The sequence below is a fragment of the Superficieibacter sp. BNK-5 genome (assembly GCF_047456055.1).
Taxonomy (GTDB): Bacteria; Pseudomonadota; Gammaproteobacteria; order Enterobacterales; family Enterobacteriaceae; genus Superficieibacter.
The window spans coordinates 1,538,470-1,553,604 of record NZ_CP179893.1 but is presented as its reverse complement, the minus strand read 5'-3'; the positions used below and the strand labels follow the sequence as shown (position 1 = coordinate 1,553,604).

Sequence of the window (15,135 nt, the reverse complement as noted above, 5' to 3'; positions counted from 1 at the left end):
GCATGAGTTTGCCGGGTCTCAAGTCATATCTCATGCTATTCTCTACCGCATTTATACCAGCATAGAGAAAAACATAATGAGTAAAGACATCGCCTCTGGGATCACCGTTAAGCGCGTTAAAGCCTCCGTTATCTATCGTTTAATGCTTATCGGCCTTAGCATTCCGATGCTGATTTTTAGCCTGATTTGCGGGGTGATGGGCATTTTCGGCTATGACATGGTGAGCTGGAATAACGAGACGGTACACGGCGTTCTCGCCCTGCCGCTGGCGCTGGTGAGCGGGTTGTTTATCAGCGTTCTTTTCACCATGTTCTTCGGGACGATCGTTTGTTTTGGCCTGTGGGTGTATAGCCGTTTTCGTCCGCTACAGGTGAAGGTGTTGGATTAACGTTAGTCCCGCTACTTCATGCCCGGTGGCGCTGCGATTACCGGGCCTACGGATACTGATGCGTCCACCTTTTGTAGGCCGGGCAAGCGCAGCGCCGCCCGGCAGGTTTTTCAGGCAACGAACTAAAACAGCCCCAGCGGTTTGTCAGAGTAGCTGACCAGCAGGCATTTGGTCTGCTGGTAATGCTCCAGCATCATCTTATGGGTTTCACGGCCAATCCCGGACTGTTTATAGCCGCCGAAGGCCGCGTGCGCCGGGTAAGCGTGATAGCAGTTGGTCCACACGCGTCCGGCCTGGATGCCGCGCCCCATTTTATACGCCAGGCTACCGTTACGGCTCCAGACGCCCGCGCCCAGACCATATTGGGTATCGTTGGCGATCTCCAGCGCCTCCTCCATGGTTTTAAAGGTGGTGACCGCCAGTACCGGGCCGAAAATCTCCTCCTGGAACACGCGCATATTGTTCTTCCCGAACAAAATCGTCGGTTCAAGATAATAGCCGCCCTGAAGCTCGCCCGTGAGATCTTTGCGCCGCCCGCCGGTCAGGATATCCGCCCCTTCCTGCTTACCAATGTCGATGTAGTTAAGGATGGTCTCAAGCTGACCCTGCGACACCTGCGCCCCCATCTGCGTGCCGTTATCGAGCGGGTTACCGCTGCGAATGCTCTCTACGCGGCGGATGGCGCGCTCCATAAAGCGCTCGTAGATCGACTCCTGCACCAGCGCCCGGCTCGGACAGGTACAGACTTCGCCCTGGTTAAAGGCAAAGAGTGCGAATCCTTCCAGCGCCTTATCAAAGTAGGCGTCTTCTTCATCCATGACATCGGCGAAGAAAATATTGGGCGATTTACCGCCCAGCTCCAGCGTTACCGGGATGATGTTCTGCGTGGCGTACTGCATGATCTGCTGGCCGACTTCGGTCGAACCGGTAAAGGCAATCTTCGCAATCCGTTTCGAGGTCGCCAGATATTCACCGATTTCACCACCTGCACCGTTGACCACATTAAGTACGCCCGGTGGCAGCAAATCACCAATGATTTCCATTAGCAGGAGCACCGAAAGCGGCGTCAGGCGTGCCGGTTTAAGCACGATGCAGTTACCTGCCGCCAGCGCCGGAGCCATTTTCCAGCAGGCCATCAGCAGCGGGAAGTTCCACGGAATAATTTGCCCGACCACGCCCAGTGGCTCGTGGAAGTGATAGGCGACGGTCTCGCTATCCACTTCGCTGATGCCCCCTTCCTGCGCGCGGATGCAGGAAGCGAAGTAGCGAAAGTGGTCGATCGCCAGCGGCACGTCGGCGGCGCTGGTTTCGCGGATTGGCTTACCGTTATCCCAGGTCTCCGCCGTCGCCAGCAGTTCCAGATTCTGCTCCATGCGATCGGCGATTTTAAACAGGATCGCGGCGCGATCCTGCACTGAGGTATGCGCCCATTTATCTTTTATCTTGTGGGCGGCATCCAGCGCCAGGTCAATATCTCTCTTGCCGGAGGAGGCAACCTCACAGAGCAACTGCCCGGTCACCGGCGTCAGGTTTTTATAGTATTCGCCGTCCGCCGGTGCGACCCAGTCGCCGCCGATAAAGTTGTCGTAACGCGATTTCAGTTCAAGAGGATAACCATATTCGCCGGGCTGAATGCGGGAAGAGGAAGGATTGTTGGTCATGGGCTGCTCCTTGTCACGGATAGTCTTACAAGGGTAGACGCCGCTGGTGAATTATTCGCCAGTCATTCATCGCTTTACGACGCGCTTCACGAATTACTTACCTTTACGTTTCCCCGGCTGGCTTCAGCCATACTTAGAAAGTGACGGTTTAACTCCTGGAGAAGATATGCAGCGTTATATCGGTTTTGATGTTGGGGGAACCCATATTAAGTATGGCGTGATCGATGAGGACGGCGAGGAGTTAACCAATGAAGAATACGATACGCCGGAAGATGCGCAAACGTTCAAAGATAAATGGCGGGAGGCAGTAGCGGCCTGCCAAAAGGAACATGATATTGTGGCCATCGGCATCAGCTTTCCTGGGCATATTAATCCGCATACCGGTCATGCGGCAAAGGCGGGCGCGCTGGACTATCTGGACGATGAAAATCTGCTGGAGATGTTTGGTGAGTTGACCGATCTGCCGCTGGTGGTAGAGAACGATGCCAACTGCGCCGCGCTGGGCGAGATGTGGCGCGGCGCGGGCCAGCGATACGATAATTTAGTCTGCATTACCCTTGGCACCGGCATCGGCGGCGGTATTATTGTCGATCGCGAACTGTATCGCGGTTCACATTTCCATGCCGGAGAGTTCGGCGTGATCCCGGTCGGTAATAACGGCGAATGTATGCATGAGATAGCGTCGGCTAAAGGGCTAATGAAGCTCTGTCGTCAGGCACTGGCGCTGCCTGCCGAAGAGATGCCGCACGGAAAGGAGATTTTTGAACGCATGGAGAGCGATGTCCATCTGCGCGAAGCGGTCAATGACTGGGGCCGTTTCCTTGCACGCGGCGTCTACAGCGTGATTTCTATGTTTGACCCGCAGGTCGTGCTGATCGGCGGAGGGGTCAGCGAGCAGGAGAAACTGTATCCGTTATTAAACCGCCATCTGGAAAAGTTTGAGATGTGGGAGGCGCTACAGGTGCCGATTCATCCGTGCGAACTGGGTAATCAGGCGGGCAGGCTGGGCGCGGTATGGCTGGCGCAGCGTAAAACTGCGCCCCGGGGAAAATAACGGGGCGCAGCGGCACGATTACATGGCGGAGTGATAGATTGCCATAATCTCATCGTGGGTGGCCTGAATCGGGTTGGTCAGGCCGCAGGCGTCTTTCAGGGCGTTAGTCGCCAGCAGCGGAATGTCCTCCTCTTTGACGTGCAGATCGCGCAGACCGGTCGGGATATCCACCTGGCGCGCCAGTTTGCGGATCGCCTCAAGGCACGCTTGCGCACCCTGCTCATCGTTCAGCAAACGGGTATCGACGCCCATCGCCCCGGCGCAGTCACGTAAACGCCCCGCCGCCACTTTACTGTTAAACGCCTGCACGTGCGGCAACAGGATCGCGTTACAAACGCCGTGCGGCAGATCGTAAAATCCGCCCAGCTGGTGCGCCATCGCATGAACGTAGCCCAGCGAGGCGTTGTTAAATGCCATACCCGCGAGGAACTGCGCATAGGCCATGGCTTCGCGCGCCGTTTCGTTGCGGCCATCCGCGACGGCCACTGCCAGATGTTCGGCGATCATTGCTATCGCTTTCAGCGCGCAGGCGTCGGTGATGGGCGTCGCCGCGATGGAAACATAGGCTTCAATGGCGTGGGTCAGCGCGTCCATGCCGGTGGCGGCGGTCAGGGAGGCGGGCATTCCCATCATTAACGCCGGATCGTTGACCGACAGTAGCGGCGTGACGTGTTTATCGACGATCGCCATTTTGATATGCCGTTCCTCGTCAGTAATGATGCTGAAGCGCGTCATTTCTGAAGCGGTCCCGGCGGTAGTGTTAATGGCAATCAGCGGCAGTTGCGGTTTGGTGGAGCGGTCAATGCCTTCGTAGTCACGGATATCGCCGCCGTTGGTGGCGACCAGCGCAATGCCCTTCGCGCAGTCGTGCGGCGAGCCGCCGCCGATGGAGATCACGCAGTCGCACTGATGCTCACGCAGCACCGCCAGCCCCGCATTGACGCTCTTCACGCCGGGATTAGGGCGGGAACCGTTATAGACCACGCTGGCGATGCCTTTCTGCTGTAAATCGGCCTGAATACGATCGACGATCCCCTGCTTATTCAGGGTGGTGCCGCAGACGATCAGCGCTTTTTTGAAATTAAAGCTGACCATGGTCTCCAGCGCTTCGGCCAGAGTATTCATACCAAGAATATTTATAGCTGGGATATAAAATGCGGGCATAATAATTTCCTCGAAAAAGTAAAAACTGAAGGAAATATATGCTTATGCGGGTGGAGAGAGTGTGATGTCGCGTTAAAAAATAAAGGTCGGGTATAAATAAAAAATATTACGCCCTGCCCGCGATGCCGGATGGCGGCTTCGCCTTATCCGGCCTACGGAGCACGGAGCTACGGATCGGTTTACGGGCGAATCGTAGGCCCGGCAAGCGCAGCGCCGCCGGGCAGGTTGCGCACATCCACAATAATATGGTGACGTCGGCTTATTCAGCCTGTGTTAAAAAATAAAAAGCCGCCACGTGAACAAATACGCCGTTAACGCTCCTCCGGTATTATCACCGGAGGATATTTATTTACCGATAAACTTATTCCTCATGAATAAATAACGCTTTATCACGCAGAATATGATCGTTGCCGCGACGACGGGTAAAACCGATGCGGTCAAAGTGTTCGAGGATCTGAATCGCCAGCTTACGACCGACGTTGAGCTTATCGCGAAAATCCGCCGCGCAGGTCGATCCGCGATGCTCATCTAACTCGCGGACCATACTGGCGAAGGTCACGATGCGATCGTTACGGTAATAACGATCTTTGACGATCGCCGTAATCATCCCTTGCTGGGCCGCCTGCCGTAGCACCGCACGCATCACCTGCTCGTCGGTGCCGGTTTCCCGCGCCAGGTCGCGCACCCACCACGGTTCATCGCCGAACAGAACGGCGGCCCGTTGCCAGATCGCCTGTTGTTCGTCACTAAAGCCCGCTTTGTGATCCGGCAGATGCAGCCAGCCGTGATGGCTGTGGATCACGCCGCCGTTACGCATCTGCTCAATCAGCGTCAGCACCAGCGGTTCATCTTCCATCGGCAGCGCAATACGTCGCAGGCGTTCGCGGCCCGGTCCCGGCTCGTCAGGATGCTGCTGGTGATAAATCGTCAGCGCATCCATTAGCTTACGCTGCCAGCGTGCCGCCAACGGCGCATCCAGCAGGCAGCCGCCTGCCTGGAGATAATCAGGGCGGTTAATCAGCGTCTCAAGTCCTGCCCGGCTAAGCTGTCGCGTCCAGCCGAAGTCCGTCAGCCGGACGGCGTCGCGCTGGAGATGCACGGAGAGAGCCTGCGCATCGCTATCACACGCCGCCAGCGTCGCCAGCCATTGCAGATACTCCGGCTTGCGCTTGCCGCGCCGTGGCGGGTTTAGCGCAATCACTCTCGCGCCCGCCAGCGTTTCACGCGCGGAGATATCGCGTAGCACCAGCCGGTCGTTATCCGCCAGCCACAGCGGGGTGTCGAGCACCAGCTCGGCCAGGTTGTTTTCCAGCAGGGAGACGCGCCCGGTAATGTGGCTGGCGGCATGGTGAATGTGCAGCGGCTGCCACTGACTCAGCGCCGCATGGCGTTGCAGTTCGACGATAACCCGTTCTGACGGTGCAGGCGGTGCCTCGGATAGCAGCCAGTCGCCACGGGCGATATCTTCTTTCTGCGCGTCGCCCGCGATGTTCAGGGCAATACGCTGCCCGCCGTGCGCGTGGTCCGTTGGTTGATTCTGCGCATGCAGGCTGCGCACGCGCATTGGTTTGTTCGCCCCGGTCAGCCAGAGCGAATCGCCAGGGCGTACATCGCCGGAGAGCGCGGTGCCGGTGACCACCAGCCCGGCCCCCTTAACGGTAAACGCGCGGTCTATTGCCAGCCGAAAACGCTGATGCTCCGGATGCGGGCGTTCGCTTAATTGCAGAAGATGCTCGCGCAGCGCGTCAATACCCTGCATCTGCGTGGCGGCAGTCACGAATAGCGACGCGCCAGAAAAACCATACGCGTGCAACGTACTGATGACCTCCTGGCGCACCGCCTCAACGCGCGCCTCGTCGACGCGATCCGCTTTGGTCAGCGCCACCGTCAGCGTCGGGCTGCCGGTCAGTTGCAGGATCGCCAGATGCTCGCGGGTCTGCGCCATCACGCCATCGTCGCACGCCACCACCAGTAGCGCATGATCGATACCGCCAACGCCCGCCAGCATATTCGCCAGAAACTTCTCATGGCCGGGAACGTCGATAAAGCCCGGCACGCGACCGTCCGGCTGCGGCCAGTAGGCATACCCCAGGTCGATCGTCATGCCGCGTTTTTTCTCTTCCGGCAGGCGGTCGGCGTTAATGCCGGTGATCGCCTCCAGCAGTGTCGTTTTGCCGTGGTCAACATGCCCGGCGGTGGCAATAATCATTGCAGTACCATCTCCAGAAAACGGGGTTCATCTTCAAGACAACGCAGGTCCAGCCACAGGCGACCGTCATAAATGCGCCCGATAATCGGCACTGGCAGCGAGCGCCAGCGGGCAGCTAGCGCTTCCAGACGACCGCCGCGCCCGTCGAACGGCGTAAAGGTCAGCGCGGCGCTGGGCAGACGCTCCACCGGCAGGGAACCGCTGCCAATTTGCGAGGAACACGGCATCACCTGCACGACAAATTCATCGGCATAACGTCCGTTGAGTTGTTCCCGCAGGCGCACACCTTGCTGATGGATCGCCTCCGCTTTACGGTTGAGTAAGCGCAGCGTGGGCAGGTTGTCCGCCAGCGCTTCCGGATGCAGATACAGGCGCAGCGTGGCTTCCAGCGCCGCAAGGGTCATTTTATCCGCGCGCAGCGCGCGCTTCAGCGGATGACTCTGCAACTGCGCAATCAGCGCTTTTTTACCGACGATAATCCCTGCCTGCGGACCGCCGAGCAGCTTGTCACCAGAGAAACTCACCAGGCTGACGCCAGCGGCAATCAGCGCCTGCGGCATTGGCTCTTTTGGCAGACCGTACTGACTGAGATCGACCAGCGAACCGCTGCCCAGGTCCGCTACCACCGGAATGCCCTGCTCCTGGCCAATCGCCGCCAGCTCCGCTTCGTCCACCGCTTTGGTGAACCCTTCAATGCTGTAGTTACTGGTGTGAACCTTCATCAACAGGCCGGTATTTTCATTGATGGCCTGAACATAATCTTTTGCATGCGTGCGGTTGGTGGTGCCCACTTCGTGCAACACACAGCCCGCCTGACGCATCACGTCCGGAATACGAAACGCGCCGCCGATCTCCACCAGTTCACCGCGCGATACCACTACCTCTTTGCCATTGGCCGTCGCCGCCAGCATCAGTAGCACCGCCGCCGCGTTGTTATTCACGATACAGGCATCTTCCGCGCCGGTGATCTGACAAAGCAGATCGGCAATCGTCCGATCGCGGTGGCCGCGCCCGGCACCGTCCAGATCGTACTCCAGCGTCACCGGCGAGCGCATCGCCTGCGTCACGGCTTCCACGGCAGATTCTGCCTGAAGCGCCCGGCCCAGGTTGGTATGCAGCACCGTGCCGGTCAGGTTAAAAACCGGACGCAGCGCGCCCTGCTGACCAGCAGTAAGACGACGGCTTGTTTCCTGTGACCAGTCATGGCACCAGGAAGGTAGTTGCTGTTTATGCTGGATAGCCTGGCGGGCGTCATTTTGCAGTTCATGAAGCAACGCGACGACGCGCGTGCGGCCAAACTCGCTTAACAACGGCGCAAATGGTGCGCTACGTAACAAACGATCGATGGCGGGCAAATGGCGATACAGAGTGTTCATAGGCTGGTTTAACCGGTTAAATATTTAGCGCATTTTAACAGGTTATTCCTTTCTCGTCCCTGACGTCAGTCCGGGAAGACGAAACACGCACTGGCTCAAGTAGCACAGGCACTAATGTATTTTGAGAAAAAACAAGAAATAAAAACTAAATGAATTATTTAGAAATACTAATTAACAAAAGAGTACAGTCTGGTGCAAAAATAAGAATATTTTGTTGATTTCCTTACTAAGGTTCCTATGCTCACGGCTATAAAAAAAGGGTGCCTGACCGCAATAGCGTTCAGCACCTGTGCGCTTTTTTCTTCCACACTACAGGCAGCAGGGCAGTACGGGTTTGCCTGTAACGCTGATGCACCGCTGGTCATTGCACTTAATGCCTCTGACATTATCGATAACTTCGATGGTATTGGCTATAACCTGATTTATATCCCACAGAAAATGTCTGGCTCGGGAAATTACGACAATCTCTACACCAACAGCGATGGCGAAAATTACCTCGGTGTTACGCCGCCAGTGCACTATCCGCTCATCCTCTCCGGCGCGCCCATGATGGGCGACGCCGGAAAAACCGGCAGTTATTTTGGGCAGCCAATTTGTCTCAGCAATAAGAGCTGCGCCCCTCAGCCTCGTGATTTCGTCGCTGAAGTGAATACGGGCCTGAGTAAATATCCGACTATCAAAAACAGCATGTATCCTGATGATTTTATTATTGTTAACTCAGGTCTTATCCCGTCTTATACCGAGAGCGATCCACGCTCTTATCATATAAAAACTGTTCTGTTCACCACCACGCGTCACATTAAGTTTTTGCGTCTGGAGCTCTTTGGCATCACAAACCCGAATACAGATCCGGATGTTACCGCAAGCTGGATGAAACAAACGGGTGCAGAGCCGCTTTACTTCGAATATGTCAATGACAGTGGTGGTTCAACCATGACGCTTAGCGAGGGCACGATAACACGTCCGCACCCCAATAGCGCACTGAAAGCATTTCCACAAACTATCGATCTTAATGAATTACAGGCGATCGATATTGATATGTCCTTCTGGAAAGGCGGGCCGATCGGTGAACTTTATTCCGGCTTAACGTTTTATTATTTCAACGCCGCGCAGAAAAACATTCTTAATAATTGTGGACACTAGTTAGCTTTACCCGTTTACACCTGACCGCGCACGCAAGCTGGCGCGGTCAGGTGTAAAACGTTATGCCTTTGGTGGCTCAGTGCGGGCAAAGCTCTCCCGCTGGAAAAGCGTTTCCACCAGCTTAACCAGTTGTGGCCGGTCCACGCACCAGCCTGGCGACACCCGGCGGAAATTGAGGTAATCAATGGCGCAGGCAATGGCGATGGTCGCCAGATTTACCTCGTCGCTTTTCAGGGTGCCGTCAACGAGATAAGCCTCCAGCGCGTCCAGCGCGCGGCTGATTTTTTCCCGCTGGCGAAGCAACTCCTCGGGAGATTGCTGCGCCACCGGACGCGTCTGCTCGCGCACCGAGACCAGCGCCGCATCCATGATGCCGTCGGCCAGCGCTTCAAGCTGGCAAATGCGCAACGCTGCCTTTGGCTCCTTCGGGATCAGCGCTGGCGCGATATCCAACAGCTCAATGTACCGGGCAATAATCGGCGAGTCATACCAGTATTCGCCGTCATCGGTCACCAGCGCAGGCACTTTTCCCAGCGGGTTGTACTGCGCCACGCCGTTCGTCTGGTTATAAGGCAGTTCGTTGATAAATTCGAAGGTGATGCCTTTTTCCAGCAGGATCACCGAAATTTTGCGTACAAACGGGCTGGTATAGCTGCCGATGAGTTTCATGCCTGCTCCTTTCCGCCAACAAAAAGGTAATTATGATCGAAGATGACGGGATCATCCCGCCGTCTCGCGTTTAATCCTCTCTTTTATCAATAATTCTTTAATCGATAAACCGGTAGAGGCGCTGTCGCGCAGGTTATGCCGCGTAATTTCGGTGCAGAGAAACTCAATAATAAAGAGTTGAGAAATACGCGTGGCGATGGAGTCGCCCTGCATTGGCCCGGCGCTGCCGCTGGTCAGCAGGAAAGTATCCGCCAGTTCATTAAGCGGAGAATGGGGGCTGTGGGTAATCGCGAGTTTGTATACGCTTTTTTTCTGCGCCAGGCGAAAGGCGTTAACCACTTCCGGCGTCTCCCCCGAATGCGAGAAGGCGACGACAAAATCGTCCGCTTTCAGGTTGGCTAATTTCAGCGTCATAGTAAAGCGGTCGGTAAACGCTTCGGAATCGATGCCCAGACGGTTCATTTTGTCACGCGCTTCCATCGCCGCCAGCCCGGATGCGCCGAAGCCGACAAACATCACCCGCCGCGCGGTTAAGAAACGCTCCACCACCGGCTTAACGATTTTCATATCCAGCAGGCCGACGGTTTCTTTCACGGTGGTGTCGATGGTCAGGGCAATTTTATTGGCGACCTCATTACGTGAGTCGTCGAGAAAGATATCGGGCGACGAGGGTAAAGAAAGATCGCTCTCCGCCAGCAGCTCGCGCTTTAAATCGGCCTTAAGATTCAGCAGCCCGCTATAGCCGATTTTTTTACTGAAGCGAACAATCGTCGCCTCGCTCACGCCGATTTCCTGCGCCAGCTTTTTTATCGGTAACTGTACCATCTGCGCAGGACGCTGCAAAATGTAGCCCGCGATTTTGCGGTCCGTATCGCCCAGACCGCCGAGGATATTGGCAATGTACATGCGGACGTTTTCTTTATTCACACTCATTACGGGCTCTCCTGACCGATCCGTCTGGCAAGTCAGGTATTGTAATCGTCTCCCCATCAACTGTCTGCCGGGAAGCGCATGGCGAGGTGATGAATGTGCGTTTGTGCGGGTTCAAGCCAGCGAATACCGCGCTTGTGCTCGATTTGTCCGTCAAAATCGGGCGCATCGGTGGTGCCGCATAAAGGCTCCACGCACAGCAGATCGGCACCGGGCACGCCCCACAGGGCCAGCCAGGGCTGGTCGCCTGTCGTCAGAATAATACGCGCCTCTCCGGAGGGGGAGCAGATCGCGATCTGGCAATGCTGCGTCCCGGCAAAATAGATCGCGCCAGCGCTAAACGCCTGCGCCGTCAGCGGGTAGGTTTTTGCCTCTGGCGCGTCGCCGTCAATGACCAGCGTGCGCTGGTGGGTGGGAAACGGTCCGCACGGCGCGCCGCCGGAAAAGCGGATGTGCCATCCCTCCTGACTGGCGATCTGCAAAGCAAACCCTGGGTGCCAGCCCAGCGAATATCCCCAGCGCGCATTACCGGGGTTATGTACCTGCCAGCGGATTTCCAGTCCGTCATTGGTCAGTTGCCACGTAATGCGCATCCGCCATGCGAAGGGCCAGACGGCGCGCGAGTCGTCGTTATCGCACGCCTCAATCACCAGGCGCGTCGCGCTTTGCTCGCAGCAGCGGAACAGGTGATGGCGCAGAAATCCGTGGGCGGTGAGCGGGAAAAAACGTTCACCCTGCCACAGCCCGTGGTGGATAAGCTGCCCCACCACCGGGAAAAGCTGCGTGGCGACGTTGTTCCATATGTCCGGCTGCGGTTGCCACATCCAGTTACGCTGCGTGTGTTTGTCCCATAGCCGGGTAAGCTCAGCCCCCGTCGGGTTCACGCTGACCTGAAATCGCGCGTTCTCCAGCTGCCACGTCATGCTTATGCTTCCCTATGCCGTGCGCAGCAGCAGCCGCGTCTGATAAACCATTGCGCGATGCTTGTCACCCGTAAAGCAGCGATCAATAAGGGCATAAATATCCGTTTCTTCAAGCGGATCCGCCTGACGGGACACCATCGACGCATCAGCGCCATTACGCAGCAGAAACGTTAATGCTTCCCCGATACCCGCGTGCGCACAGCGATAACCTGCCACCTTCGCATTGATCCGCTGTGCGAACAGGCGGTCATCGTCGGCGTTAAGCGAATCGAGGGCGAAACGGGTATACAGTTCTGGCGGCGCATCATGCTGCTGCATCATGGGGATCATCGCCTGCGCGTAATGTAATGATAAAGCGGTATTTTCCAGCGTCTGATGCTGCCCCGGATCCTGTTTGACATCAAACAGCTTGTCGCCAAAGCGCCACGGATTCAGATAGCCGAAAGAGGCCGGGATCTGCATCACCTGTGCGCCCTGGGTGAAGTCAAAGCCCGGATGAATACGGATATTGTTTAACTCGCTGAGTTTAAAGGGGCTATCAATACGCGTGGGCATTAATGTGTATTCGAACAGATGCGCCTTGTCCTGCTCACGAGGACAGCGCATGTAGACGTACTCGCCGTCGGTAATATTGATATGGCCGCCGAAATAGCCGAACAGCGCATAATCACGGATAGCGTCATCGCGCTCAATGGCCGGGCGCAGCGACTGGCCGGTCATCGTCTGCGGACGCGGCACTTCAAAATAGTCCAGCAGCGTCGCCGGGATATCGATGGTTTGCGCCAGCGCGCTGCGCCGTTCACCCTGCGCCTGGCTACGCGGATCGCGGATAAAGAACGGCGTATTGGCGATTTCGTTATAGACGGGCATGATGTTTTTGCCCCACCAGTCGTGCTCGCCGAGCAGAAAACCATGATCGGTGCAGACAATAAATAGCGTGTCGTCCCAGAGATCTAACGCCTTAAGCTTGTCCATCACCTGACCGAGATAGTCATCGCACATGGTCATCAGCGCCTGGTAGAACTTGCGCGCCTTATCATCCTCTTTTCCGCCCGGTGCGCCGCAATAATAGGGTACCCAGCCGTCAAATTCGTCCGGTTTGCAGCCGTATTGCGCCAGATACTTTTCGGGCACAAAAAAGGGTTCATGCGGATCGAAACATTCAATTTGCAGGAACCAGTTGTCCTGATCGTGGTTGGTATCGAGGAATTCCATCCCGGCGCTGATGGTGCGATGGGTAAAGTGCTCCTGCTGCGTCGGCATCGCTTTCCGGTTGATCAGGTCCTGCGTCATTCGTCCGGCGCGGCGGCGCAGCGTCTCTTCATCCTCATTGCCCTGCCAGTGGATAGCAGGTTTTTCGACCTGTCCTTTCCAGCAGTCACCTTCCTGACCGCGAATAAATTCAAACGTCGAGTAGCGCGTGTGATAGGTTGCGCCGCCGTCACGCCAGTAGTGTTTATGATCCGTGACCATATGCGTATGTACGCCGTTATGGCGCAACGCCTGCATGGCGGAGAAATCGAACGGCTCCAGCGGCCCCCAGCTCCGGTGCAGGAAATTATAACGACCGGTATGCAGCTCACGGCGCGCGGGCATACAGGGCATGCTACCGACGTAGAAGTTGTCGAACTGGGTGGACTCTTGCGCCAGACGGGTAAAGTTGGGCGTAATCGCGTCGCCGCCATAGGGTGCAAGATGGTTGCGTGCCAGGGTATCAAACATCAACATTACTGCTTTCATAAGACGTCTCTCTTTATGAACCGATCAATTCTTCGACTTCGTTTTTAATCAGGGTGACGTGCGGGCCATAGACCACCTGTACGCCCTGACCGCGAATAAACGCCCCCCGGCTGCCCAGCGCCTTAAAATCATCTATTTTTACCTGCTCGGGGACATTTACCGTCACGCGAAGGCGCGTGGCGCAACAATCTACATCCACAATATTGGCCCGACCGCCAAGCGCTTCAACAATACCCGCCGCCCGGGCGCTGCCAGACACCGCGACGTCCGGCGCATCATCTGACTGTTCTTCGCGACCCGGCGTTTTGAGCTGTCGCCACTGAATGAGAAACCGAAACGAAAAGTAGTAGAGGCAGAACATCATAACGCCCAGCGGCAGCATCAGTAGCCAGTTGGTTTTGGCATTCCCTTGCAGCACGCCAAACAGCAGGAAATCAACCAGCCCGCCGGAGAACGTCTGCCCGACGGTAATTTCCAGAATATGAGTGCACATGAACGCCACACCGGTCAGCACGATATGAACGGCATACAGCAGCGGCGCACAGAACATAAAGGCGAACTCCAGCGGCTCGGTGATGCCGGTGACAAACGCCGTCAGCGCGGCCGAGAGCATCAGGCTGGCCACTTTCTTCTTATTTTCGGGTTTCGCGCACTGGTAAATCGCCAGCGCCGCGCCTGGCAGACCAAACATGAAATCGGCAAAACGTCCGGCCATAAAGCGTGAGACGCCGATGTAGTACTGCGTCACCGTCGGGTCGGCCAGTTGCGCAAAGAAGATTTTTTGCGTGCCCTCAACAACGTGACCATTTACCACCGCCTCGCCGCCTACGCTGGTCAGCCAGAACGGGAGGTAAAAAAGATGGTGCAGGCCAAGCGGGATCAGACATTTGAGGATCATGCCGTAAAACAGGGTGCCAACATATCCCGTTTTTTCCACCAGCCCACCCATATGACTAATGCCGGTCTGGATCGGCGGCCACAGCCAGAAAAGCGCGACGCCCAGAAAAATGGCAAAAAAGGAGGTCACGATAGGCACAAAGCGTGAACCACTGAAGAAGGCCAGCAGCGTGGGCAGTTCGGTTTTACCGTAACGCGCATGCACCCATGAGGTGAGCAGGCCCGCCATAATGCCGCCCATGACGCCGGTTTGCAGGGTAGTGATTCCCAGCACGCTCGCCTGCCCTGCGGCCGCCAGGTTATCCGTCTCCAGCGTTCCCGTCAGTAAGAGCGACGCGTTGATGGCTTTATTCATCACCAGAAAACAGAGTACCGCAGCCAGACCGGCGGTGCCTTTATCGCTACGCGCCAGTCCGACCGCAATCCCCACCGAGAACAGGAGGGCGAGGTTATCAAACACCACGCTGCCGCACAGTTTCATGACGGTGAAAATAGCCTGCACGACGTTATTGTCGAGAAAAGCATAGGTGGAGATGGTTACCGGGTTGGTAAAGACGCCGCCAAACCCCAGCAACATCCCCGCTGCGGGTAAAACGGCGATGGGCAGCATAAACGATTTACCCAGATTTTGTGCTCCGGAAAATAATTTGCTCATAGCGATCCCTGGTGTTGACGTAAGAAATTAAAGTTTCAACTTATAAAATATTTTATGAAACTATTATTCCGATCATTTGTTCAAAATGCCAACACCGGGTAATGAGATTAGTGAGCCATATCACTAATTTTTTCTCTGTCATTGGAATGACATGTTTTATGGCGATGGTTTCACTGGCGGGGCAGTCGGTAAGAAAATTACAGCGTAAATTTTAACCGCAGACGCAATTTGCGTTTGATCACACTCGGAAAAATCCTGACAAAAATATCTTGTGATCTAACTCACAAATAATTGACAAAGAGGGAGATAAAAAATGTGATTAACAT

The 15,135-nt window shown here is 56.0% G+C and carries 12 protein-coding genes; 3 read left to right on the top strand and 9 right to left on the bottom strand.

The genetic code is table 11. The features are described 5' to 3' along the window. The first annotated feature begins 76 nt into the window (after positions 1 to 76). Positions 77 to 388 carry a hypothetical protein gene (locus ACMGGS_RS07455; protein ID WP_414165602.1) on the top strand — a complete coding sequence of 104 codons (312 nt, stop codon included), beginning with the start codon at positions 77 to 79 and terminating at the stop codon, positions 386 to 388. 122 nt (positions 389 to 510) lie between these two features. Here the strand turns inward: ACMGGS_RS07455 and aldB are convergent, their stop codons facing one another. Then, positions 511 to 2,049: an aldehyde dehydrogenase AldB gene (aldB, locus tag ACMGGS_RS07450; RefSeq protein ID WP_414165601.1), complete on the bottom strand. Its 1,539-nt coding sequence runs from the start codon at positions 2,047 to 2,049 to the stop codon at positions 511 to 513. A gap of 166 nt (positions 2,050 to 2,215) precedes the next feature. Here aldB and ACMGGS_RS07445 point away from each other — a divergent pair, with 166 nt between their 5' ends. Beyond that, entirely contained in the window at positions 2,216 to 3,103 is an 888-nt protein-coding gene (locus ACMGGS_RS07445; RefSeq protein ID WP_414165600.1) for an ROK family protein, read from the top strand. Positions 3,104 to 3,121: 18 nt separating this feature from the next. Here ACMGGS_RS07445 and yiaY read toward each other — a convergent pair whose 3' ends face one another. From yiaY to selA, 3 genes are all read right to left on the bottom strand, one after another. Beyond that, positions 3,122 to 4,273 (bottom strand): L-threonine dehydrogenase, encoded by a 1,152-nt coding sequence (gene yiaY, locus ACMGGS_RS07440; protein WP_414166221.1) that lies wholly within the window; start codon positions 4,271 to 4,273, stop codon positions 3,122 to 3,124. Positions 4,274 to 4,628: 355 nt separating this feature from the next. Then, positions 4,629 to 6,476 carry a selenocysteine-specific translation elongation factor gene (selB, locus tag ACMGGS_RS07435; protein WP_414165599.1) on the bottom strand — a complete coding sequence of 616 codons (1,848 nt, stop codon included), beginning with the start codon at positions 6,474 to 6,476 and terminating at the stop codon, positions 4,629 to 4,631. Beyond that, positions 6,473 to 7,852, bottom strand: coding sequence for an L-seryl-tRNA(Sec) selenium transferase (selA, locus tag ACMGGS_RS07430; RefSeq protein ID WP_414165598.1), 1,380 nt, complete (start codon positions 7,850 to 7,852; stop codon positions 6,473 to 6,475). Before selA ends, selB begins: the two co-directional genes overlap by 4 nt. 237 nt (positions 7,853 to 8,089) lie before the next feature. Between selA and ACMGGS_RS07425 the strand changes: the two genes are divergently transcribed. Next, on the top strand, positions 8,090 to 8,995 hold the full coding sequence (locus tag ACMGGS_RS07425; protein WP_414165597.1) for a hypothetical protein: 906 nt from the start codon (positions 8,090 to 8,092) through the stop codon (positions 8,993 to 8,995). 60 nt (positions 8,996 to 9,055) lie between these two features. On the opposite strand, the gene ACMGGS_RS07420 is transcribed toward ACMGGS_RS07425, so the two are convergent. From ACMGGS_RS07420 to ACMGGS_RS07400, 5 genes are read right to left on the bottom strand one after another with little or no spacing between them, the layout of a single operon-like run. Further along, entirely contained in the window at positions 9,056 to 9,664 is a 609-nt protein-coding gene (locus ACMGGS_RS07420; protein ID WP_176920054.1) for a glutathione S-transferase, read from the bottom strand. Positions 9,665 to 9,715: 51 nt separating this feature from the next. Then, complete coding sequence (locus tag ACMGGS_RS07415) at positions 9,716 to 10,597, bottom strand: MurR/RpiR family transcriptional regulator (RefSeq protein WP_414165596.1); 882 nt, start codon at positions 10,595 to 10,597, stop codon at positions 9,716 to 9,718. A 56-nt stretch (positions 10,598 to 10,653) separates the two neighbouring features. Then, a complete protein-coding gene (locus ACMGGS_RS07410) occupies positions 10,654 to 11,517 on the bottom strand; it encodes an aldose 1-epimerase family protein (protein WP_414165595.1) in 864 nt (287 codons plus the stop codon). A 12-nt stretch (positions 11,518 to 11,529) separates the two neighbouring features. Continuing rightward, entirely contained in the window at positions 11,530 to 13,257 is a 1,728-nt protein-coding gene (locus ACMGGS_RS07405; RefSeq protein WP_414165594.1) for a sulfatase, read from the bottom strand. Between the two features lie 13 nt (positions 13,258 to 13,270). Further along, positions 13,271 to 14,809, bottom strand: coding sequence for a PTS transporter subunit EIIC (locus tag ACMGGS_RS07400; RefSeq protein WP_414165593.1), 1,539 nt, complete (start codon positions 14,807 to 14,809; stop codon positions 13,271 to 13,273). Between the last annotated feature and the right edge of the window lie 326 nt (positions 14,810 to 15,135).